The sequence below is a fragment of the Nocardiopsis sp. iso_25 genome (genome assembly GCF_056173305.1).
In genome coordinates, this window is the sequence record NZ_CM149667.1 from 3,669,321 (window position 1) to 3,691,168 (window position 21,848).

A 21,848-nucleotide genomic window follows, 5' to 3' on the forward strand; every position below is an offset into this window, starting at 1 on the left:
CGCCCCGGCGGGTCGCCGGGGCGCCCTCCCGGTCAGGCGGCCCGCGGGGCCGGGGCCCCGCGGCCCCCCATCGCGAAGTGGCGCGAACCGGGGGCGAGCGCCGCGGCCCCCGGGGCCAGGAAGCACAGGGCGGCGCACACGACCAGGACCGCCTCCGTGCCGAAGGCCTGGGTCGCCGGGGCGATGAGCGCGAGCCCGACCGGGGCCAGGCCGTAGGAGAACAGGAAGTCCAGCGAGGAGACGCGGGCGAGCTTGTCGGGCGCGACCTCGCGCTGGGCGGCGGTGAACCACGGGACGTTGAACAGCTCGATCCCGACCCCCGCCAGGGCGTAGGCGGCGAACACCGCCCACGGGCCCACGGGCAGGAGCAGGCTCAGCGGCGCGAGGCCGTACAGGGCCAGGCCCGCCAGCGCCACCCACCCCTGGGAGGAGGGGCGCCAGCGCCCGATCAGCAGCGCCCCGGCCAGCGCGCCGCCGGTGTAGGCGGTCAGCGCGCCCGCCAGCACCGCCTCGGTGCCGTAGGTGTCGCGGCTGACCACGGGGAGCAGCACGCCCGTGGCGGAGTAGCCGGTGGCGATCACCGCCGTCAGGGCGCCCAGCCCCGCGAGGAACCACGTGTGGCGCCGGGCCTCGCGCAGCCCGTCGCGGAAGTCGGCGACCAGGGAGGGGCCGCGCGGGGGCGCCGTCCCCGGGGCGGGGGCGCCCCGTCCCCCGGGCGGGGCCAGGGCGGCGACCGCCCAGAGCGCGGCGGTGACCAGGAGCAGGGCGTGCACGCCCAGGACCGTGGAGAGCAGCGCCGTCGCCCCCGGGGCGACCAGGGTGGTGACCCGCACGGAGATGGTGAGCGCCGCGTTGGCGCGCTGGCGGCGCGGCTCGTCCACGACCTCGGCGGTCAGCGCCTGGAAGGCGGGTCTACAGGCTCCCTGTCCCGCGCCCACGGCCGCCGCGGCCACGGCCGCGAGCGCCAGGGCGCCGGTCGCCACGCCCGCGGCGACCAGCGGAGTGGCCGCCGCCGCGAGGACCCCGGCCCACAGCACCACCGCGCGGCGGGAGAGCCGGTCGGCCAGCAGGCCGCCGAGCGGCAGGGCCAGGAGGAACCCGCCGGTGCGGGTGGCCAGGAGCAGGCCGAGCCCCATGGCGGTGAGCGTTCCGTCCAGGACGGCCAGGCCGAGGATGAACGGCATGGCCCACGTGGCCAGACCCGAGGCGGTGCTCCCCGACCACAGGCGCAGGAAGGCGGGGTCGAGGAGCACGTGCGCGCGCGGTGGGGCCGTGGGCACGGCGCCGGTCTGCTGGGTGTGGGCCACGTCTTTCCACGTCCTCTCCGCGGGTGGTCACCGGCGCGGCGCGGCTGACGCCGCCCTCGCCCGGGTATGTCCGTCACAGGGCCCGCCCCGCCGGGCGGCGGGCGGTACTGGCCGGACACACCCCGGGGACGCGAACTCCGACCCCACTAATGACAATGGTTATCGTTTTATCTACAATAGCGCGCGGACTCCGGTACTCAGAACATCCGGCGCTCCCCGTTGGTGTCCCGTGTTACTCCCAACCCCTTTTGGAAGGACGACCGTGGACCGCTCCCTCGTGGACCAACTGCCCCCACCGCTTCCCGCCGAACAGATCCTCGCCGTCAACCCGCCGCGAGAGGACCTGCACACCACCCGCTCCTACACCTGGAACGGCTGGGGGTTCGAGGTGCCGCCCGGCGTCTTCCTCCCCGGCGGGACCAGCAGGATGATCCACCAGCGCATCCTGGACGACGACATCGACGTGCGCGGACGGCGCTACGCCGCCATGGGCGTGGGCCTGGGCGTGGAGGCCGTCGCCGCGGGGGCCCGCGGCGCCCGCCGGGTCCACGCCGCCGACGTCCACGCCCCCAGTGTGGAGGCCGCCGCCGACAACTTCGCGCGCCTGCTCGGGGACGGCACCGCCACCGAACTCGTCCCCGTGACCGGCGACATGTTCGAGGGCTTCCCGGACGGGACCGCGCTCGACGTGGTCACCTTCAACCCGCCCGCGGTCAGCCGGACGGTCAGCACCGACCCCGACGTCGTGCGCAACGTGTGCGTGGGCGCGCCGATCACGGAGAAGTTCTTCACCCAGCTGGCCGAGCGCCCGCTCCTGGCCCCCGGCGCGGAGGTCTTCCTCATCGCCTCCAACACCGCCGACCTGCGCCGCATCGTCGGGCACGCGGAGGCCGCCGGCTTCCGGGCCGGGGTGCACCACCGGCACGACTGGGGCGACGGGGTCCTGACCTACCTGTTCCGCTTCCAGGAGGCCGGCAGATGACCCTGGACGACCTCCTGCGCGACACCGCCGACCGGGTCGGCGACACCGTGGCCACCAGCGTCTTCTGGCTCCACCACGGCACCCGCCTGGCCGGGGGCGACACCACCTACCTCAACCACTACGTCGCCGTGCGCGTCGGCGGGGCCTTCGGGGCCTGCGCCTTCGAGGACGGGCAGATCGCGCCGGACCTGTGCCGTGAGGCCTCGGGCGCCCCGCTGGCCGAACTGATCGCACAGGGGCCCCTCCCCCTGCGGGTGGCCGCCCTGGACGCCCACCTCGCCCACACCGCTCCGCACCGCGAGGACCCCCGGGCCGAGCCGGTCGCCCTGCCCGCCGGGACGCCCGAACAGCGCGCGGAGGCCAGGGACGCCGCCGTCGCCGGCCTCGTCCCCATCACCGAGGGCGCGCGGATCGCGCTGATCGGCGTCGTCAACCCCCTCGTGGCCGCCATCCGCGAACGCGGCGGCGAGTGCCTGCCCTGCGACCTGAACCTGCGCACCACCCGCTGGGGCGACCCCGTCTCGGAGTCCATGGAGGAGGTGGTCGACGCCGCCGACGCCGTCGTGGCCACCGGCATGACCCTGGGCAACGGCACCTTCGACCCGATCCTGGCGCGGTGCCGCGGGCGCGACGTCCCCCTGTACGTCTACGCCCAGAGCGCGAGCGCGGTGGCGCGCGCCTTCCTCGGCCGCGGAGTCGACGGAGTCTCCGCCGAGCCCTTCCCCTTCTCCCAGTTCAGCGCCGACCCCACGCGGCTCTACCGCTACCGGGCGACCCCGGCGGTCTGAACACCCACGCCCTCCTCCCCGGGCGCGCGCGTGCACCGTCGCGCTCCGGCGCACGCGCGCGCCCGCCCCAGCCACCAGTAAGGAGAACGACCGTGGACGAGCACGCCTCGGAAGCGATCGGCCGCCCCGACCTCATCGACCTGGGCGGCGGACTGCTGTGCCTGCGGTTCGAGACCCTCAAGGCCCTCTCGGCCCTGGCCGCCGTCCGCCACCTCGTCGAGACCGGCGCCGTCCGCCCCGGCGACACCGTGGTGGACAGCTCCAGCGGCGTCTACGCGCACGCGCTGGCGCTGGCCTGCCACCGGTACGGGCTGCGATGTCACATCATCGGCTCCACCACCGTCGACCGCACCCTGCGCGTACAGCTGGAGGTCCTGGGCGTGCGCCTGGAGCAGATGGAGCCCAGCGACGACCTGCGCCTGGACCAGAGCCGCCGGGTGCGCCGGGTCCGGGAGGTCCTGGCCGCCCACCCGGACCACCACTGGATGCGCCAGTACCACGACCCCCTGCACTACCTGGGCTACCGCGAGGTCGCCGAGACGGTCCGCCGGGAGACGGCGGGCGCGGACCTCACGCTCGTGGGCGGTGTGGGGACGGGCGTGTCCACCGGCGCGCTGGGCACCTACCTGCGCGAGGCCGACCCGGGGACCCGCCTGGTGGGGGTGCAGCCGTTCGGCAGCGTCACCTTCGCCAGCGACGGCGTGCCCGACCGGGACATCATCATCGCGGGGATCGGCAGCGCCATCCCCTTCGGCAACGTCGACCACACCCTCTACGACACCGTGCACTGGACCGGTTTCACCGCGGCCCTGGCCGGGACGGTCGACCTGCTGCGGCGGCACGCCGTGTTCGCGGGGCTCTCCAGCGGCGCCGCCTACCTGGCCGCCCGGTGGGAACTCGGGCTCTCCCCCGGACGGACGGTGGTGTTCGTCGCCGCCGACACCGGCCACCGCTACACCGAGTCGGTGTTCGCCCGCCACCGGGAGGCCGAGGCGGTGGAGGACCTCAAGCCGCTGGACGTCACCGGCACCTCCGAGCTGCGCCTGCCCTGGGCGCGCATGGAGTGGCGCCGGGCCGGGGCGCCGCGGCAGGCGGAGTTCGACCGCACGGCCTGAAGCCGGAAGCGCGGGCGCGGGGCGGCGGTGGCCGCGCCCGCGCGCGGGGCGGGATAATCGATGCCGATGCGTACCGAATGGACACCGCAAGACCTGCCCGGACGAGCGTTCTACCAGCTGATGACGGCCGTGATCCTGCCGCGCCCGATCGCGTGGGTCTCGACCACGTCGGCGGCGGGCGTGGACAACCTCGCGCCGCACTCCTTCTTCACCGTCGCGTGCACACAGCCGCCGATCGTGCAGTTCACCTCGGTGCGGCGCAAGGACTCGCTGCGCAACGTGGAGGAGACCGGCGAGTTCGTGGTCAACCTGGCCCCGGAGCCGATGCAGGAACAGGTCAACGCCAGCGGCACCTCCTACCCGCCGGAGGTGAGCGAGTTCGAGGCCCTGGGGATCGGGCGCGAGCCCAGCGCGTCGGTGCGCCCGCCCCGGGTGGCCGACTCCCCGGTGGCGCTGGAGTGCGTGCTGCACTCGACGGTGGGCCTGGGCGACTCGACGGTGGTGTTCGGCCGGGTGGTGCGGGCGGCCGTGGACGAGTCGGTGCTGGTGGACGGGCACCCCGAGGCGGCCCTGCTGCGCCCGCTGGCGCGGCTGGGCCGCAACGAGTGGTCCACGCTGGGCGAGGTGCGGGCCCTCGACCGGATCCCGTACCGGCCCTGACCGGCGGCGACCTGCGGTCCCTGACCGCGGCCGCGGCCGTCCTCGCCCGCCCGCGGTCAGACCCGCAGGTCGGTCTCCGGGAAGGGAAAGGCCGACAGGCGGTACAGGACGCCGGCGGGGTCGCCGCTCCAGTCCATGGCGCGTATCTGGGCGGCGCTGCGGCGGCCGGTGGCGGCGCGCACCAGCTCGAAGGCCGTGGCCGACCACTCCAGGTCGGCCCGCTCGCCGAAGGCCCACTCCCGGCCGGTGTCCACGGCCGCCACGCGCACGCCGGGCAGTTCGGGGGACCACGCGCGGGCCGTCGCGCCCAGGACGAAGGCGGCCAGTTCGTCGGCGTGCCCGGTCTGGGCGGGCATCCCCAGCGCGCCCCGGACGTCGTTCTCGTGGTGCCACACGTCGATCGCGGGCAGCGAGTAGCGGGCCCGGGTCCGGGTGGCGAACACCTCCAGCAGGGCCGGGGTGTCCGCGCGCCAGGCCGCGCAGAGCGCGGCGATGTCCAGGTGCTCGCGCTCGGCCACCTGGCGGGCGGTGACGGCGTCGTCGGCCGGGGGCGTGACCCGTTCCGCGGGCACGTCGGCGCAGAGCCCGGCCAGGTGGGCGTAGGTCTGCCGGACGGTCCACGCGGGCAGGGCGGGAACGGGCGCGGCGAGCTGCTCGGCGCTCAGGTCGTCGGCGAGCGCGAGCATGCGCTCCTGGCAGGAGGTGTAGATCTTCGCGGTGTCCATGGCGCCACGGTACCGAACGCTGTTCGGTACCGTGGCGCCGGGACCGCGCGGGCCGGTGCGGCCCTCATGTGGGGGGTACGGTCCCTCCGGGATGGTCAGGTCACGGCTCCTGGCAGGACACCCGCGGCTCGATGTTCACGTTCCCCGAGGTGGCGGTGAACCCGAAGCTGGCGCTCTCCCCGGCCGCGAGCGAGCCGTTGTGCGCGGCGTTCGTGGCCTCGAAGTGGGCGCCGTGGTTGACGAGCGAGGCGTTCCAGGCGCTGCTGACCGCCTGGCCGTTGGCGAACACCCAGTCCACCATCCAGCCGTCGGTCCCGTTGTCCCCCGCGGTGACCTCGACCTCGGCCTGGAAGCCGCCCTGCCACTCGTTGAGGACCGTGTACTCGGCCGTGCAGTACTCGCCCGTCGGCGGGTCCGTGGGCTCGGGCTCAGGCTCCGGCTCGGGTTCCGGCTCGGGCTCCGGTTCGGGGTCCGGGTTGCCGCCCGTTCCCCCTTCGAAGACCACGTCGGAGCAGTTGTAGAACGCCTCGGGGCTGTCGGAGCGCTCCCACACCACGTAGATGACGTGCTGGCCCTCCTTGTCGGGCAGGTCCACGTCCCAGTAGTACTCGGCCCCGGCGACGCCGCCGCTGCGCAGCGGCGGGTCGGTGACCTCGTCGATCAGCTCCAGGGAGTCCCAGGTCAGCGCGTCGGTCGCGGGGTCGAACCCGTCCTCGGTGACGTAGGTGTAGAAGGTGCCCGGGTGCGCGGCCCAGGCGTTGTGGTGGAACTCCACCGTCGTGTTGGCGGGCAGCTCGGTGGTCGGCCAGTCGGCGCGGACCGCGTTGAAGGCGGAGAAGCTGTCGGTGGGCCCGCACAGCTCGCCGTCGGCCACGAACTCCTGGTGGCGACCGTCGGAGTTGCTGATGAGGTTGCCGAACCAGTTCCAGAACGGGTAGTTGCCGCCCTCGGCCAGCGCGTCGGCGCAGGCGTCGTTGGTCGGTGCGAGCGCGCCGCCGCTGCTGCCGCCGGTGGCGTCCTGGAAGCAGGCGTAGGTGCGGCTGGCCGGGTAGGTGAACGCGCCGTGGGCCTGGGCCGTGTCGGGCAGCGCGACGACGGTGGTGCCGACGGCGAGGCCGCCGAGCGCCACGGCCATGGCGAGGGTGCTGCGTGACCGCATGGGCCACTCCAATCTCTGTGGGGGGTGCCCGGCCGCACCGGGGCGGCGCGGCCGGGGCGGGTGGTCTGTTCCCTCAGCGGGATCAGCGGGTGCTTCGGATCACGTGGTCACCGGGTTGTGGTGGCACTGGGTTGTAGGGGTTGCGGGTTGTAGTGGCACCGGGTCGTAGGAGTCGCGGGTCGCGGGGGACGGGGGGGTGCGGGCCGGTCAGGAGCCGCTGCACGTGAGTTCGGGGGTCGAAACGCTGCCGCTGGAGTTGCCGACGAACCCGAACGAGGTCGACTGCCCCGCCGCCAGCGCGCCGTTGTAACCCACGTTCGTCGCGGTCACACTCCCGCCACTACCGGACACCGAAGCGTTCCAGGCGTGCGAGACGCTCTCACCGCTACCGAAGGTCCACTCCACGGTCCACCCCGACAGAGCCGCACCCGCCGTCACCGTCACCTGAGCCTGGAAACCCCCCTGCCACTGGTTCGTCACCGAGTACACCGCCTCACACTCACCCGACGGGGGGTCCGTGGGCTCCTCGGTCGGCGGGTCGGTGGGCTCCTCGGTGGGCGGATCGGTCGGGTCGGGGCCGCCGCCGTAGACCGGGGCCTCCTCGGCGGTGGCGGCGATGCCGTTCGGTCCGTTGAAGATGCGCTCGCCCCAGGGGGTCAGGCTGTGGACGTCGAAGCCCTCCACCATGTCCAGGTACTCCACGGGACTGCCGTTGCCGCTCCAGGACCAGCCGATGTAGCCCAGGCCCAGGCGCTCGGCGTGGGACATGATGGCGTCCTCGTCGGGGTTGCCGTCGGAGTGGTCGTGGCCGAACTCGCCGACGATCAGCGGCAGGCCCGCGTCGACGAAGTGCTCCAGGTAGGAGACGACCGTCGACTCCTGCTGGTAGACGCCGTACATGTGCACGGAGAAGACCGTGTTGGCGTGCGGGTCGGAGTCGAACACCGACTGGGCGTCCTCGCGCATGACGCCCGCCCAGTCCTGGCCCCAGTTCGGCGCGTCCACGACCAGGGTGTGGTCGAAGCCCGCGTCGCGCAGGCGGTTGACGGCGTCGCTGGTGTCGGCGGCCCAGTTCTGGTTGATCGCGGCGTCGTTGCCGTAGGGCTCGTTGCCGATGTTGACGAGGATGTGGTCCTCCTCGCCCTCGACGGCCTCCTGGATGCGCAGCCAGTAGTCGACGGCCTGGTCGAGTGTGGCGGCCCCGGCCTGGTCGCCGTAACCGGTGGTGTCGTGCACCTCCAGGACGCAGATCAGCCGGTTGGTCTTGCACTCGTCGACGACGTTGGCCACGTCGGCGGCGGTGTTCTCCGTCCAGCGCTGGCCGCTGCTGAGGACGACGCGGACGGTGTTGGCGCCCAGGGACTTGATGTCGGTGAACGACTGGGTCTCCTGGGCGTACCAGGTGTGGGCGTGGCTGACGCCGCGGATGACGAAGTCGTTTCCGGCGGCGTCGACGAGGCGGCCGTCGCTGACGCGGAAGCCGGTGTCGGCGTGCGCGGGCAGCGAGTGCACGAGCAGTGCGGCCACCAGGGTGATGACCGACCCGAGGGCGATCAGCAGGCGTTTGACCATGGGGGGCTCCAGGTAGAGGGGCGGACAACGTTGTCGTGTTGCGGGGGCTCCCGCCCTGGCGGGCGGGGACCGGGTGGGCGCCGGGGGTCGGCGGCTGCGTTCCCCCGGCGCCCGGTCCTGACACAGGCGCGGCCTGTTCCGGGGCGGTCGCGTCAGCGTCGTTGGGTTCCGGTACTCCCCCGCGGACGGGGTCGGTCGCCGGTCAGGAGCCGCTGCACGTGAGTTCGGGCGTGGAGACACCTCCGCTGGAGTTGCCGACGAACCCGAACGAGGTCGACTGCCCCGCCGCCAGCGCGCCGTTGTAACCCACGTTCGTCGCGGTCACACTCCCGCCACTACCGGACACCGAAGCGTTCCAGGCGTGCGAGACGCTCTCACCGCTACCGAAGGTCCACTCCACGGTCCACCCCGACAGAGCCGCACCCGCCGTCACCGTCACCTGAGCCTGGAAACCCCCCTGCCACTGGTTCGTCACCGAGTACACCGCCTCACACTCACCCGACGGAGGGTCGGTCGGGTCCGGGTCCGGGTCGGGATCGGGGCCGGGGTCACCGCCGAGCGCCTCGTGGATCGACCAGTAGGCGGGCTTGGGATCGTAGTTGTCGTCGATGGGCAGCGCCGCACCCTCGCCCGGGAAGGTGCCGGGGACCCAGGAGTGGGCGTCGGTGACGCCCCACACGATCACGCCGGAGCACCCGTCGACCGCGTAGCAGGCGTTGACCACCTGCTCGTAGTCCCTGGCCTGCTGCTCCAGCTTCTGCTGGGTGGCGGGCGTCTGGATGCGGATGTCCAGCTCGGTGATCATCACCTCCAGGCCCAGGTCCACGAAGCGCTGGATGTTCTGCTGGATGCTGGAGGGGACCTGTCCCGCGATGAGGTGGCCCTGGAAGCCGATGCCGTCGATCGGCACGCCCTGCGCCAGCAGGTCCCGGACCAGCTCGTAGTAGGCGTCGCTCTTGGCGTTGATCCCGTCGATGTTGTAGTCGTTGATGAACAGGCGGGCGTCGGGGTCGGCCCGGTCGGCCATCCGGAAGGCCTCCGCGATGAAGTCCTCCCCCAGCGTCCGGTAGAAGACCGAGTCGCGGAACTGCACGTTGTCCCCGATGGGCTCGTTGACGACGTCCCAGGTGGCGATGTCGTCGCGGTAGCGCCCCACGGTGGTGCTGATGTGGGTTTCCATGACGTCCAGCAGCTGGTCCCGGCTGAAGGTGCCGTCCCTCACCCATGGGGGCAGCTGGCTGTGCCACACCAGCGTGTGGCCGTGGACCAGCTGGTCGTTCTGCTGGGCGAAGTCCACGATGCGGTCGGCGTTGGTCCAGTTGAACTGCCCGGGCTGGGGCTGGACGGTCTCCCACTTGAGGTCGTTCTCGTGGGTGACGGAGTTGAACTCGGTCGCGGCGGTCCGGGCGTAGTCCGCCTGGTTCAGGTGCTGCGACGCGACCGCGGTGCCCATGCGCAGCCCGCGCTGGTCGGCGAGTTCGCGCAGGGTGGCCTGCTGGGCCCGGGCCGCCTCCTGCGCCGTGAGCGCGGTGTCCTCGGCGTGGGCCGCGGCGGTCAGACCGCCCGTGACCAGGCTGAGGGCGAGGGCGACCGCGGCGGCGGCCCCTCCCCGGAGCCGTCTTCGCCCCTTGGTGAGCGACATGGTGTTCCTTTCTCCTGTGGGGGGATCGGGGGCGGGCGCCGTCGGCGCCCGCCCCCGTGCGGCTACGGCCGGTCAGGCGCCGTCGCCGAACAACTCGCCGTGGGTGGCGAGGGCTGTGGCCACGTCCACCTGCGCCCAGAAGCGGTGGTAGGTGAACTCGGGCACCGGCCCCCCGTTGAGGTACTCCTCGACCTGGGGCCAGTTCGGGTCGTCCTCGTAGAAGGACCGGATGGACAGGAACGTGGAGTCGGAGTCGACCGGGTCCCCGTTGGGCATCTGGCCGGTCCATCCCTCGGGGATGTAGAGGCCGCCGTCGGGGGCGCCGAACTCGTCGTCGAAGCGGGCGTAGTCGGCCCGCGTCTCGGGAACGGCGACGCCCAGGTCGTCCTGGTTGGCCAGGAGGGCGTCGAGCAGGCCCTCGGCCGTCGCCCGGGAGTCGGCGTCACCGGTGGCGGCGGCGTAGTGCATGAGGGTCTTGGCCAGGCCCGCGGCGATGCCGACGTCCTGTCCGTGCGAGACGACCTCGACGCTCAGGTCGGGGTTGCCCGTGGACTCGCCCGTCCAGGTGTCGGGCTGTCCGCTCCACTCCATGTCGGCGGGGATGGCGAACTCGCCGTTCTCGCCGACGGTGGTGTTGGCGATCGCCCAGGGCACCCAGTCGTCCAGGATGTCCCCGGCGCGCTCGTCGCCGGTGATGCGGTAGTACTCGGCCACCCGCTCCATGTCCCAGACCTGGAAGCCGAACCAGCGGTTGGACGGCGGGTCGTGCCAGACGGGCTTCTCGTCGTAGAACATGCCGTAGAAGGTGGGCGTGCCCGAGGGCGGCTGGGCGTAGGTGCCCTCCCAGCTGTTGGTCGCGCCGCCCGCGATGGCGCCGTCGGAGGACTGGAGCCACTCCAGGAACTCCAGTTGCCGGTCGAGGCTGGTGCCCCAGTCCTCGGTGCCGGTGGCCGACTCCGGCTGGAGCGCGGACACCTCCGAGAGCGCGTAGGCCGCCATCACGTTCTGGTAGCCCTGGTGGGCGGAGGATCCGCCGATGCGCCAGGCCCAGGGGTACTGGGCGCTCTCCAGCGCGCCGCCCCAGGAGTAGTACCAGGCCATGAGGTAGTGCGCGGAGTCCTTGCCCGATCCGGGCGGGCAGGACTGGGGGTCGACGCAGTCGCCGATCTCCTTGAAGTACTTGTCGAACATGGCGTAGCGCAGGTAGTCGCCCATCATCGCCGCGTTGGAGACGTTCTCGGCGATCGCGCCCTCGTTGCCCTGCTCCGAGGCCCACTCGTGCGCCAGGTAGGCCACCTGGACGGCGCGCGCGTCGGCGTCGGGGGCGTTGGTGTAGCGCCACTGCTCGGAGTAGTTGTCGTCGTCGGTGAACAGGTCGAGGAACCCGTTCTCGCCGCCGTGCTGGAAGGTCTCGCAGGACGGGTGCGGCACGGTCTCCCAGACCGACTCGTTGGAGCCGCGCTGGAAGGTGTTGATGTAGGCGGGGGCCTCGTCGGTCCCGTCGCCGCAGAACCCGTAGCCGTAGGTGTTGTCCACGTCCAGCAGCCAGTGCATGCCGTAGACCTCGTCGGTGCCGTAGGTGCTGCTCAGCTCCTGGGCGAGCGGGTCCTGCCCCGCCTCGACCGAGTCGTCCAGCGCCATCGGGTAGTCGCTCGGGGCGAGCGACTCGGGGATGTAGGTGGCCGGGGCCGACGGGTCGTAGGAGCCGTTCGTGGGCTGGTCGGCCGTGCCCGGGATGATGAAGGCCTCCATGGACTCCCACGCGGAGTTGAAGGGCTCCCAGTCGCCGGTGATCCTGCCGTAGGCCGCCTCCAGCCACAGGTAGTAGCTGTAGGCCTCGGAGGTGGTGGCGTGGCCGTGGTCGGGCGCCTCCACGATCAGGGTCTCCACCGAGTGGTACGGCACGAGGAGGCCGTCGAACTCGCGGAAGTAGCCGCTGTCGGGGTCCTTGATCTTGTCGTACTGGGTGAGGAACTCCTCCTCGTAGGCGTTGGAGGCCCCGGAGAGTTCGCGCGCGGTGACGACCACGGGATCGTAGCCCTCTGCGGAGACGGTGAACTCGGCCCGGGCGGGGTCGCCCGAGCCGTCGCCGGAGGAGGCGACCGTCACCTCCTGCGGGGTGTCCCAGTCGGCGTCGCCGAAGGTCAGCGAGGCGCCCGAGGCCACCGACAGGGTCGAGCTGCCGGAGGTGCGCTCCACGCTGACGGCCACGTCCTCGGCGGGCGCCTCGGACAGGGCCACGTCGAAGGCGGCCTCGCCGCCGGGCTCCAGGGTGACCGAGTCGGGGCCCACGACCAGGGCCGGGTCCTCGGGCTCGGGCTCCTCGTCCTCGCCCGCGCAGTCCAGGCCGTTGAGGGTGAAGTCGGCGGGTACCTCGTTGGCGCCGCTGTAGGTGGCCTGGAAGCCGAACGTCGCGGTCTGGCCGGAGGCGAGGCCGGGTGCCCAGGAGGGGCCGCTGGCGGTCACGGAGCTGCCGCTCTGGGAGACCTGCGCGCTCCAGCTGTTGCTGATGCGCTGGTTGCCGGAGAACTCCCAGCCCAGCGTCCAGTCGGAGACGGACTCGGCCTCGTTGGTGACCGAGACTTCGGCCGTGAAACCCGAGCCCCAGTCGTTGAGCTGGTAGTCGACGGAGCAAATCGGTGCGGCCTGCGCGGGCGCGGCCGGAAGGAGGGCGGCTAAGAGCACCGCGCCGAGGAGCGCGGGCGCGGGTCTGCGCCAGCGCGCCGGGCGGCGCGGGCCGGGACGGGGGGTGGTCACGTGTCCTCCTCGGACAGGTTCTCCGTTCCCCTCCGCGGCCTCGCGCGCCGGATGACGGCGCCAGGGCGGAGCTCTCCGATGGGGGAGGCGGCGGGGTCGGAGTGCGGGTGTGGGGGGAGGGAGCCGGGTACGACGCTGTGACCTGCGGCTCGTTGCCCGGGTCGGGCCGGTGCGCATCCGGTAGGTTTCCGGAATTCGGACGCCTGTTTTGCGCACACCTTGCGGGAGCGCTCCCAGGCATCGTGGGGCGAAGTTAACACCCACGACACACGGAGACAACGGGTGCAACCGTGGTGACTGCTCGTTAAGTTCCCGGGGCCCCGGGGCGGGCCGGACCGCCCCGGGGAGTTTCGGGACGCAGCGCGGAGCGGAGGTGCCCGCCCGTGTAGGACGGGCACCCCTCGTACTCACCGCGCCGGCGGACGGTCGCCGCTCCTACTGGATGGGCGGGTAGGCGTTGGCCAGCAGCTCCTGGAACTGCGCGGAGAACCAGTGCCCCGAGATCGGCGCGTCGGGCAGCGCGCCGCTCATGTTGTAGCCGTTGCGCGGGTTGCCCTCATAGGTGGGGTCGCACATCCGGTCGAAGCCCTTGCCCTCGGGGTTCTCGATGAACTCACTGGACCCGTCGGACTCACCCGGAGGCTTCATCCACACGTAGGCGTCGATGCCCGCCTCGGGCTCGGCCTGGGGACGCTCGCCCAGACCGGCACCCGACTGGTTGCACCAGTTCCCGGACTGGATACGGCGGTCGTAGCGGCCCCCGTCCACGTAGGCGTTCACATCCGTGCTCGGCCCCGGCCCGTCCGGGCGGTCCGGCCCGCCCCACCCGTTACGGGAGGTGTCGATGAGCATCCCGATCCCGGAATCGAAGCCCTGGCCCACCAGCTCCTCACGCAACGCCTGGGAGAAGGACAACTCGTCGGTGAACTGGTTCCAGTCCACCCAGTCCGACTGGCGCACCGGCGTGCCCGCGATGGTCTCACCGATGGCGAAGTTGTCCTCCACCAGCGCCGAGTAGTTCGCGGTGTTGGCGATGAACCCGTGCACATCCTCCGGGCTGGCCCCGGCGGCGTTGGCCGCCTCGTAGAACAGCGCCGCCGAGGCGGTGAAGTTGTCCTGCCAGCCGATCCACCCGTGGTGACCGGCGTCGACGTAGTTGTAGACGTTGTCGATCGCGCCCAACTGCGCCAGGGCGTAGCCCACCCCCTCGACGTAGTTGCCGTTGGCCAGCATCTCGTCGCAGTTCTCGGTCGCGGTCTCGCGGGGGGAGACGTTGGTGACCAGGTTGGGCAGCGAGTCGATCTCGACCGTGGTCACCACCCGCAGTTCGGTGTCCTCGTAGTCGGCCAGGATCTCGGCGATCGGGTCGATGTAGTCGTTCTTGTACCGGTCGATCTCGTCCGGGCCCAGCTCGCCGTTGGAGGCCAACGCGGCGCAGTCACGGCCGGGCAGGTTGTAGATGACCACCTGGAACACCAACGGTTCACCATCGGCCTGCACCAGGGCCTCGTCCAGGTGATCGCGCAGACCCATGCTGCCGGTGGTGGGGCTGTCGTTGCCCTCGATGGCGCTGATGCGGTCCAGCCACACCCCGGTGGGCTCATCGGCCACGGCGTCCCCACCGGGCTCAGCGGCGGCGTTGGCCGACCAGATCGGGTTGACGTAGACGTCAGCGCCCACGTACGGGTTGTCCACCCGCTCGCCCGTACCGGGGTCCGGGTCCGGATCGGGGTCGGGATCGGGGTCCGGGTCGGGTCCGGGGTCGACCAGGCCCTCACAGGCCACACCGTTCAGGGAGAACTCGGCGGGGACGGCGTTGGCGCCCGAGTAGGTTCCCTGGAAGCCGAAAGTGGCCGTGCCGTCCGTGGCGATCGCGCCGTTGTACCCGGCGTCGGTGGCCGAGACGCTCTGTCCGCTCTGGGTGACGGTGCCGTTCCAGGAGTTGGTGACCCGCTGGTTTCCGGCGAAGTCCCATTCCAGGGTCCAGCCGTTGACCGCGTCGCCGAGGTTGGTGATCTCCACGCTCGCGGTGAAGCCGGAGCCCCAGTCGTTGAGTTGGTAGTCGACCTCGCAACCGGCCGCGGCACTGGCGGGGGCGGGCACGGCCGCGGCCAGTGCGGCGCCGACGATCAGGGCCGATGTCGCGGCGAGGCCGCGCCGTGCGCCCGGACGTCTGTCCGGAGCGCGCAGGATTCTGCTCATCTCTTGCTTTTCCTCATGGTTGGGGGGTGGTGCCAGAGGGACGAGAGTGTCGGGGCGCGGAGCCGCCGACTGATGCGTGGAATCCGGATGTGGGGGGTGGTGCGGGTGGTGCGCGGGGCACGTCGTCCTCCGGTGGAGGGTGTGGCGACGCGGGGGTGACCCCATGGGTGGGAGCGCTTCCACAACAGGAGCGCGAAGGGCGGGATGGGATGGGTCGGGAACGCGGACACTCAAGCTCCCCCGCGCGCAACCCGGATCGCATGTGATCCAGATCATGCGGGAGCGCTCCCATGAGAATAACCACCACGGCTTCACATGTAAACACCCCGTAAAGAACAGCGTTCGGTGGCGCGACCCGATCCCGGAGAACGCCTGGCCGCCCGGCACACGCCCGCCCTCCGCCCCGCGGCGCCCCTCGGGGAATAGCCGGGACGGACGCACCGTTCCTCTGGTAGTTTCATCGCGAAACTACTTCTCAAGAAGCTTTTTTCTAGGGGGACAGATGGCGACCCGCACACTGGTGACCGTCTCGGCGGGGATGAGCACGCCGTCCTCGACCCGTCTGCTCGCCGACCGGCTGACCGCCGCCGCCGAGGCGTCCCTGCGCGAGCGCGGCGACGAGGTCCGCGTCCGCACCGTGGAGCTGCGCGAGGTGGCGCACGACATCGTGAACGCGATGACCACCCGGGTGCCCACCGGTGAGCTGCGCGGTGTGCTGGAGGACATCGCCGGGGCGGACGGGATCATCGCGGTGACCCCGGTGTTCAACGCCTCCTACAGCGGCCTGTTCAAGTCCTTCTTCGACGTGGTCGACCCCGAGGACCTGGACGGCATGCCCGTGCTGATCGGCGCGACCGGCGGCAGCCCGCGCCACTCGCTGGTGCTGGAGCACGCGCTGCGGCCGATGTTCGCCCACACCCGCTCGGTGGTCGCGCCCACCGGCGTGTACGCGGCCTCGGAGGACTGGGGCTCGGGCGAGGGCGGCGGCCGCGAGCTGACCCGGCGCGTCGAGCGCGCCGGACGCCAGCTCGCGGCGCTGGCCGCGGACCGCTCCCCCGCCGCCGGGGACCCCTACGAGGAGCCGGTCCCCTTCGCCGACCTGATGTCGGGCCTGGGCGCCTGACCGGCCCGCCGTCCGGCCGGGGTCACCAGGGGACGGCGCCCTCGTCGTCGAAGAAACCGCCGCGCGGTCCGTCGTCGGGCAGGGTGGCGAGCCGGATCGCGATCGCCGCGCCCTGCTCGGGCGTCCGCGGCGCGTTGAACCCGGTGAAGTCGGTCGCCACGTAGCCCGGGCAGGCGGCGTTGACGATGACGTTCGTGTCGGCGAACCGGCGGGCGTACTGCGCCGTGACGCTGTTGAGCAGGGTCTTGGACGGCGCGTACGCGGCCATGACCGGGCCGGTCCGCAGCGTCAGCGAGCCCATGTTGCTCGACATGTTGACGATGCGCGGCGAGCTCGCGCGGCCGAGCAGCGGCAGCATCGCGTTCGTCACCCGCACGACCCCGAACACGTTCGTGTCCAGGACCTCGCGGAGGACGTCGAGGTCGAGGGTGGTCGGGTCCTGGGCGCCGCCGTCGGTGCGTCCGGCGATGCCCGCGTTGTCGACGAGCACGTCGAGCCGCCCCGACTCGCGCTCGATCGTCTCCGCCGCGGCGGGGAGCGCACCCGGCGCGGCACCGGTCGAGGTCCTGCTGTGCGAGGTCGGTGAGCAGGCGGGGCTGCTCCGCGACGGGAGCGCCGACGTGGCGGTCATGCACCTGCCCTTCGACGACGTCGCCGGGTTCGACACCGAGGAGCTCTGCGTCGAGGGCCAGGTGGCGATCCTGCCCGCCGCGCACCCGCTCGCCGCACGCGACCGGCTCACGCTGGCGGAGGTCGCCGACGTGCCGGGCCTGCCGATCGCCCGGTGGCCCCGGCTCGACGGAACCTACCCGGACGGGCCAGGGCCGGAGGTTCGCACCCAGTCGCAGCTCGCCCAGCTCGTGGCGCTGGGCCGGACGCTGCTGGTCATCCCCGCCTCCAGCCGCGCCTGGCAGTGGCCCGAACACGTCGCGGTGCCCGTGGTCGACGCGCCGCCGGTCACCACGGTGCTGGCCTGGCCCTCGGGCAGCCGTTCCCGGGAGGTCGCCTCGCTCGTGCACTCGGCGGACGGGCTCCGCGGCGCCGGGACGTGCGGCGGCTCCGAGCGGTCCGCGGCGCCCCCGCCCTCGGTCAGTTCCCGTACTCGGCGCGGATGCGGTCGGCGAAGCGGGCGAAGTCGGCCCCGTGCAGGAAGGCCGAGCGCATGGTGCCGTGGTCGGCCTCCCCCCGGCCCGCGATGTCGAAGGCGGTGCCGTGGTCCACCGACGTGCGCAGGATCGGCAGGCCCACCGTCACCGAGATCGTCCCGTCGAAGTCGAAGGTCTTGGCCGCGATGTGGCCCTGGTCGTGGTACTGCGAGAGCACCCCGTCGTAGTGGCCGGTCAGCAGGCGGTGGAAGACCGAGTCCGCCGGGACCGGCCCGACCACGTTCGCGCCCGAGGCGCGCGTGCGCTCCACCGCCGGGGCCAGGTGGCGGATCTCCTCGTCTCCGAAGGCGCCGTTCTCGCCGCCGTGCGGGTTGATCGCCGCCACCGCCAGGGTGGGTTCGTCGTGGCCGAACACGCGCAGCGCGGTGAGCGCCTCGGTGATCGCCCCCACCTGCTGCTCCTCGTTGATCATGTCCAGCGCGCCGCGCAGCGAGACGTGCCGGGTGGCGAAGAAGACCTTCTTGCCGCGCACCACGAACATGGTGTTCTGGCGGGTGACTCCGGTCAGCTCGCCGAGCATCTCGGTGTGGCCGAGGTGGCGGCTGCCCGAGGCCCAGATGGCCTCCTTGTTGATGGGCCCGGTGACGATCCCGTCCACGCGCCGCTCCATCGCCGCCCGCGTGGCCACCTCGATCGCGCGGACCGCAGCGGCCCCGGCGCGCGCGTCGACCACGCCCCACTCCAGTTCGGTGCCACCGAGCGCGTCGATGTCGAGGCAGTCGATCACCCCCTCCTGCTCCGGCGGCAGGTCCCAGGAGGACAGGGCGCGCACCCGCACGTCCAAGTCCAGGACGGCGGCCGCGCGGCGCAGCACGGCGGGGTCGGCGACGACCACCCCGCGCGCGGGGGCGGTGGCGCCCACCTCGGCCAGGGTGCGCACGGTGATCTCGGGGCCGATGCCGACGGGGTCTCCGACGGTGACGGCCAGGGTCGGGCGTTCAGTCATCTTCTCGTCTTCCTCCGCTCGGGATCCGCGCGGACACCCCGCGCAGCCTGTCGTTGACCGTGTCGCGCAGCCGCGCCAGGCAGCGCGCGATGGTGTCCTGATCCCCGACCAGCCCGCCCTTGGTGATGATCGGGGTTCCCTCCAGCGGCCCGCCGTCCAGGCGGCCGTGCACGGCCAGCGGGACGAGTTCGCCGCCCACGTCCAGGGCGCGCACGTCCAGGGCGGCGAGCAGGGCGGAGGTGACGTCGCCGCCGCTGGAGAACAGCGCGCTGGGCCGGGTCCGGGCGACGGCCCCGGCGACCAGCGCGGCCAGCATGCCGGGCATGGCGCGGCGCGCCTCGGCCGGAAGGCGCACGACGTCCTCGGCCGAGGCGCGGGTGCGCACGACCACGGCCGCGGGGAAGGAGGTCCTGGCCAGGGCCGCGGCCAGGAGCCGCGCGACCTCGTCGCGGTGCCCGGGGTCGGACGTGAAGCGCCGGGCGTCGACGTCGACGAACTCCGTCGAGGGGTCCTCGGCGACGGTGTCGAGCTGGCGCCGGGTCAGCTCGGTCGCGCTGCCCACCACCGCCAGGACCGGCCCGGGGTCGGGCGCGGTGCCGCGCAGCCCCAGCTCGCGGGCGAGCAGCGCCCCGAACGGGCCGGGGTCGGCGGCCACCCAGACGGTGCCGTCCCGGCGGGAGGCCGCGGCCGCCGCCCGGGCGATGTCGGCCAGGTGGTCCTCGGTCACGGCGTCGCACAGCACGACGGGTTCGTCGCCCGCGAGCAGTTCCCCGACGAGGTCGGCGCGGGTGACCCGGCCCAGGGACAGGTGCCGCACGGCCAGGGCGCTCTGCTCGGCGACGAGGTCGGTCACCACGCTGGTGCGGACCGGGTTCAGCGGGTCCAGGGCCAGCTGGGTGCGCTCCAGCGGGACCCCGTCGAGCAGTTGGACGCCGTCGACGGTGATCCGCCCGGAGGCGGGGTGGGCGGGCGCGAAGAGCAGGCGGACGCGGACTCCGGTCGGCGTGCGCTCGCGCACCGCCCGCCAGGCGGCCTCCAGTTCGGCGCCGACGTTGCCGCGCAGGGTGGTGTCGGTGCGCTTGACCACCAGGTCCACCGGCCAGAGCCGGTCCACGACGGCGGTGACGAGCCCGGCGGCCTCGGGGGCGGCCAGGTGGCGGCTGTCCAGGTTGGCCACGACCGCGTCGTAGGCCGGGGCCGCGTGGTGGGCGTGCCCGGCGTCCACCGAGGCCACGCGCATGCCGGTCTGGGCGAAGCGCGCGCCGGTGGCGTTGGCTCCGGTGAGGTCGTCGGACAGGACGAGGATCTGCGCCACGGGCTTCCCCCTATCCCAGGACCAGGGCGGCGACGCACAGCAGCGGCAGGCTGGCCAGCCACAGCACGGTGGTCATCCCGCTCCACATCTTCATGGCGGCGCCGCCGGACAGGCCGGTGAACCGGGTCACGACCCAGAAGTAGGAGTCGCTGACGTAGGAGAAGACGAAGGAGCCGGCGCACGCGGAGGCCACGGCGAGCGCCGGGTTGATCCCCGCCGCCGCCACGATCGGGGCGCTGAGGGTGGCGGAGGTGATGATGGCGACGGTGCCCGAGCCCTGGGCCAGCCGGACGAAGGTGGCGATCACGAACGGCAGCAGGAACATCGGCACGGGCCATCCCGAGACGGCGTCGGCCAGCGCGTCGCCCACACCGGAGGCGCGCAGGACCTCTCCGAAGGCCCCTCCGGCGCCGGTGATGAACACGATCATCCCGGCCGAGGCGGCGGCCGCGGTGAGCCAGGAGACGACCTCCCGGCGCCCCGTCCCCCGGGGCGGCAGCGTGTAGACGGCGATGACCAGCCCGATGATCAGGGCGATGGCGGGGTTGCCGAGGAAGGCGAAGACGTCGGCGACCGCGCTGCCCCCGGCGAGCGCGCCGGTGAGGGTGTTGCCCACGATGAGCAGCAGGGGCAGCAGCAGCGGAACGGAAGCGGTCAGCGCGCTCACGCCCGGGTCCGGGGGTTCCTGGCTGATGTCGCGTCCGGCGGCCGGGGCGGCGTCTCCGGCCCCGTCGACCTCGCGGGTGGCCGCGCCCGGCCCGCCCGCGGCGGCGTTCTCGGGGACCAGGCCCGACTCCACGCTCGCCTCCAGGCGGGGTCCCATGTAGCGCGCGTAGACCACCACGACCGGGATGAGCAGGATCGACATGGCCCCGCCGAGCAGGACGGTGGTGCCCAGGTCGGCGCCGAGGAGACCGACGGCGGCGAGCGGGCCGGGCGTGGGCGGGACCAGGTGGTGGGTGATGGACAGCCCGCCCGCCAGGGCCAGGCTCATCACGACCAGCGGCCTGCCGTAGCGCCTGGCCAGGGAGCGGGCGAGCGGGTGCAGGATGACGAAGCCGGAGTCGCAGAACACCGGGACGGACACGACCGCGCCGGTGGCGGTCATCGCCACGTCCTCGCGGCCCTTCCCGGCCATGCGGACGAAGGCCTTGGCCAGGGCGTCGGCGCCGCCGCTGCGTTCCAGGACGGTGCCGATCATCACGCCCAGGGCGATGACGACGCCGATCCCGGCGAGGGTGTTGCCGAAGCCGGTGGTCAGGTGCTCCACCAGTTCGGGGGCGGGGACGCCCGCGACCACGCCGGTGACCAGGGCCCCGGCGAGCAGTCCGATGAACGCGTCCAGCCGGGACCACAGGATGAGGGCGATGACGGTGGCCACGCCCAGGAGCAGTGCCGCGAGGAGCTGTACTTCCATACCAGGTGCCTTTCAGGGGGTCACTGCGGTCGCGTGCCCGCGTCGACCGCGACGACGTGGGGGGTGCAGGCGGGATCGGCGTCGAGGGCCTCACGCTCGCGGGCTCCGATCCCGTCGTCGGTGATCAGGCCGTAGGGTCCGGGCACGACCGCCCAGTACGGGTGGGGGCCGGAGCCGACCTTGGTGGAGTCGGCGACCACGAAGATCCGCCGGGCGCTGCGCATCTGGAGTTCCTTGGCGGCGGCGATCTCGGGGCTGGGGCAGTTGAGCCCCCGGCCGGGCAGGAGCCCGTCGGCGCCGATGAAGGCGATGTGCGGGGTGATGCGGTCCAGCACGCCGTGCGCGTAGTCGCCGACGATGGAGCCCCGCCTGCGCCGCACGCGCCCGCCGACGACGACGAGTTCGATGCCCTCGGCGTCGTGCAGCGCCGCCATGGGGCCGAGACCGGAGGTGACCACGGTGGGCCCCGAGCGCCGGGCCATGCGCTCGGCCACGAAGGTGGTGGTACTCCCGGCGTCCAGCAGGACGACGTGGTCGTCCTCGACCAGAGCGGCGGCGTGGTCGGCGATGCGCCGCTTGGCGGGGGCGTTGCGCAGGCTCTTCTGGGTCCAGGACAGTTCGGCGCCCGCGGGCGCGGGGACCGCGCCGCCGTGGGTGCGGACCACCTTTCCGGCCCTCTCCAGTTCGCCCAGCCCGCGCCGCACGGTGGAGGGGCTGATGCCGAGTTCCCTCGCGAGGTCCTCGACCCTCTGCACGCCGTCGGTGACGGCGTCCAGCAGCCCCTGGTGACGCATGACCACTCCTGCTCGTTTCGCGCATGTGAACAGGGACATACTGCGCGCTTTACGCAAGGAAGAGCAAGAGGTCAGCCCCGATGTGCCCATAACGCGCATATAACGTCCGAGGGGCGAGGACGCGGGCACCGGGCCGATAACAGCCCGGCCGGGGACGTTTGGGCGGGGCGGCACACGG

Annotated in this window: 17 protein-coding genes and 1 pseudogene; 6 read left to right on the forward strand and 12 right to left on the reverse strand. The window is 72.9% G+C overall.

Going from position 1 to position 21,848, the window contains the following annotated elements; all coding sequences use genetic code 11:
* Positions 1–32: 32 nt before the first annotated feature.
* A complete protein-coding gene (locus AC0VX6_RS15950) occupies positions 33–1,307 on the reverse strand; it encodes an MFS transporter (RefSeq protein WP_274973488.1) in 1,275 nt (424 codons plus the stop codon).
* A gap of 262 nt (positions 1,308–1,569) precedes the next feature.
* Between AC0VX6_RS15950 and AC0VX6_RS15955 the strand changes: the two genes are divergently transcribed.
* The 4 genes from AC0VX6_RS15955 (at position 1,570) to AC0VX6_RS15970 (ending at position 4,852) form a co-directional block, all read left to right on the forward strand.
* Positions 1,570–2,289, forward strand: coding sequence for a class I SAM-dependent methyltransferase (locus AC0VX6_RS15955; RefSeq protein WP_274973489.1), 720 nt, complete (start codon positions 1,570–1,572; stop codon positions 2,287–2,289).
* Positions 2,286–3,077, forward strand: coding sequence for a Rossmann-like domain-containing protein (locus AC0VX6_RS15960; RefSeq protein WP_475464954.1), 792 nt, complete (start codon positions 2,286–2,288; stop codon positions 3,075–3,077). The genes AC0VX6_RS15955 and AC0VX6_RS15960 overlap by 4 nt, the downstream gene beginning before the upstream one ends.
* A gap of 92 nt (positions 3,078–3,169) precedes the next feature.
* A complete protein-coding gene (locus AC0VX6_RS15965) occupies positions 3,170–4,192 on the forward strand; it encodes a pyridoxal-phosphate dependent enzyme (protein WP_274973491.1) in 1,023 nt (340 codons plus the stop codon).
* Between the two features lie 66 nt (positions 4,193–4,258).
* The gene (locus tag AC0VX6_RS15970) at positions 4,259–4,852 is read left to right on the forward strand and encodes a flavin reductase family protein (protein ID WP_248770792.1); all 594 of its coding nucleotides are present in this window, start codon (positions 4,259–4,261) and stop codon (positions 4,850–4,852) included.
* Between the two features lie 56 nt (positions 4,853–4,908).
* Here AC0VX6_RS15970 and AC0VX6_RS15975 read toward each other — a convergent pair whose 3' ends face one another.
* The 6 genes from AC0VX6_RS15975 to AC0VX6_RS16000 form a co-directional block, all read right to left on the reverse strand.
* Positions 4,909–5,577, reverse strand: a complete 669-nt coding sequence (locus tag AC0VX6_RS15975; protein ID WP_274973493.1) for a maleylpyruvate isomerase family mycothiol-dependent enzyme — start codon at positions 5,575–5,577, stop codon at positions 4,909–4,911.
* 100 nt (positions 5,578–5,677) lie between these two features.
* Positions 5,678–6,736 carry a lytic polysaccharide monooxygenase auxiliary activity family 9 protein gene (locus tag AC0VX6_RS15980; RefSeq protein WP_274973494.1) on the reverse strand — a complete coding sequence of 353 codons (1,059 nt, stop codon included), beginning with the start codon at positions 6,734–6,736 and terminating at the stop codon, positions 5,678–5,680.
* Between the two features lie 207 nt (positions 6,737–6,943).
* Positions 6,944–8,308 carry a cellulase family glycosylhydrolase gene (locus AC0VX6_RS15985; RefSeq protein WP_475464956.1) on the reverse strand — a complete coding sequence of 455 codons (1,365 nt, stop codon included), beginning with the start codon at positions 8,306–8,308 and terminating at the stop codon, positions 6,944–6,946.
* Positions 8,309–8,510: 202 nt separating this feature from the next.
* A complete protein-coding gene (locus AC0VX6_RS15990) occupies positions 8,511–9,950 on the reverse strand; it encodes an endo-1,4-beta-xylanase (protein WP_475464958.1) in 1,440 nt (479 codons plus the stop codon).
* Between the two features lie 72 nt (positions 9,951–10,022).
* Positions 10,023–12,707: a glycoside hydrolase family 48 protein gene (locus AC0VX6_RS15995; protein WP_274973497.1), complete on the reverse strand. Its 2,685-nt coding sequence runs from the start codon at positions 12,705–12,707 to the stop codon at positions 10,023–10,025.
* Between the two features lie 435 nt (positions 12,708–13,142).
* Complete coding sequence (locus AC0VX6_RS16000; protein WP_475464960.1) at positions 13,143–14,909, reverse strand: glycoside hydrolase family 6 protein; 1,767 nt, start codon at positions 14,907–14,909, stop codon at positions 13,143–13,145.
* 502 nt (positions 14,910–15,411) lie between these two features.
* On the opposite strand from AC0VX6_RS16000, the gene AC0VX6_RS16005 reads away from it, so the two are divergent.
* Positions 15,412–16,032, forward strand: a complete 621-nt coding sequence (locus AC0VX6_RS16005) for an FMN reductase (protein ID WP_274973499.1) — start codon at positions 15,412–15,414, stop codon at positions 16,030–16,032.
* A gap of 22 nt (positions 16,033–16,054) precedes the next feature.
* Here AC0VX6_RS16005 and AC0VX6_RS16010 read toward each other — a convergent pair whose 3' ends face one another.
* On the reverse strand, positions 16,055–16,663 hold the full coding sequence (locus AC0VX6_RS16010) for an SDR family NAD(P)-dependent oxidoreductase (RefSeq protein ID WP_475464962.1): 609 nt from the start codon (positions 16,661–16,663) through the stop codon (positions 16,055–16,057).
* Here AC0VX6_RS16010 and AC0VX6_RS16015 point away from each other — a divergent pair.
* A pseudogene (locus AC0VX6_RS16015) lies at positions 16,629–16,985 on the forward strand (LysR substrate-binding domain-containing protein); the annotation flags it as partial. The gene AC0VX6_RS16010 and the pseudogene AC0VX6_RS16015 overlap by 35 nt on opposite strands.
* A 136-nt stretch (positions 16,986–17,121) precedes the next feature.
* Here the strand turns inward: AC0VX6_RS16015 and pdxA are convergent.
* The 4 genes from pdxA to AC0VX6_RS16035 are packed head-to-tail and all read right to left on the reverse strand — an operon-like array spanning position 17,122 to position 21,670.
* Positions 17,122–18,144: a 4-hydroxythreonine-4-phosphate dehydrogenase PdxA gene (gene pdxA / locus AC0VX6_RS16020; RefSeq protein ID WP_274973501.1), complete on the reverse strand. Its 1,023-nt coding sequence runs from the start codon at positions 18,142–18,144 to the stop codon at positions 17,122–17,124.
* Positions 18,137–19,459: a four-carbon acid sugar kinase family protein gene (locus AC0VX6_RS16025; protein WP_475464964.1), complete on the reverse strand. Its 1,323-nt coding sequence runs from the start codon at positions 19,457–19,459 to the stop codon at positions 18,137–18,139. Before AC0VX6_RS16025 ends, pdxA begins: the two co-directional genes overlap by 8 nt.
* A gap of 10 nt (positions 19,460–19,469) precedes the next feature.
* Positions 19,470–20,876, reverse strand: coding sequence for a GntP family permease (locus tag AC0VX6_RS16030; RefSeq protein WP_475464965.1), 1,407 nt, complete (start codon positions 20,874–20,876; stop codon positions 19,470–19,472).
* A 20-nt stretch (positions 20,877–20,896) separates the two neighbouring features.
* Positions 20,897–21,670: a DeoR/GlpR family DNA-binding transcription regulator gene (locus AC0VX6_RS16035; protein WP_274973504.1), complete on the reverse strand. Its 774-nt coding sequence runs from the start codon at positions 21,668–21,670 to the stop codon at positions 20,897–20,899.
* Between the last annotated feature and the right edge of the window lie 178 nt (positions 21,671–21,848).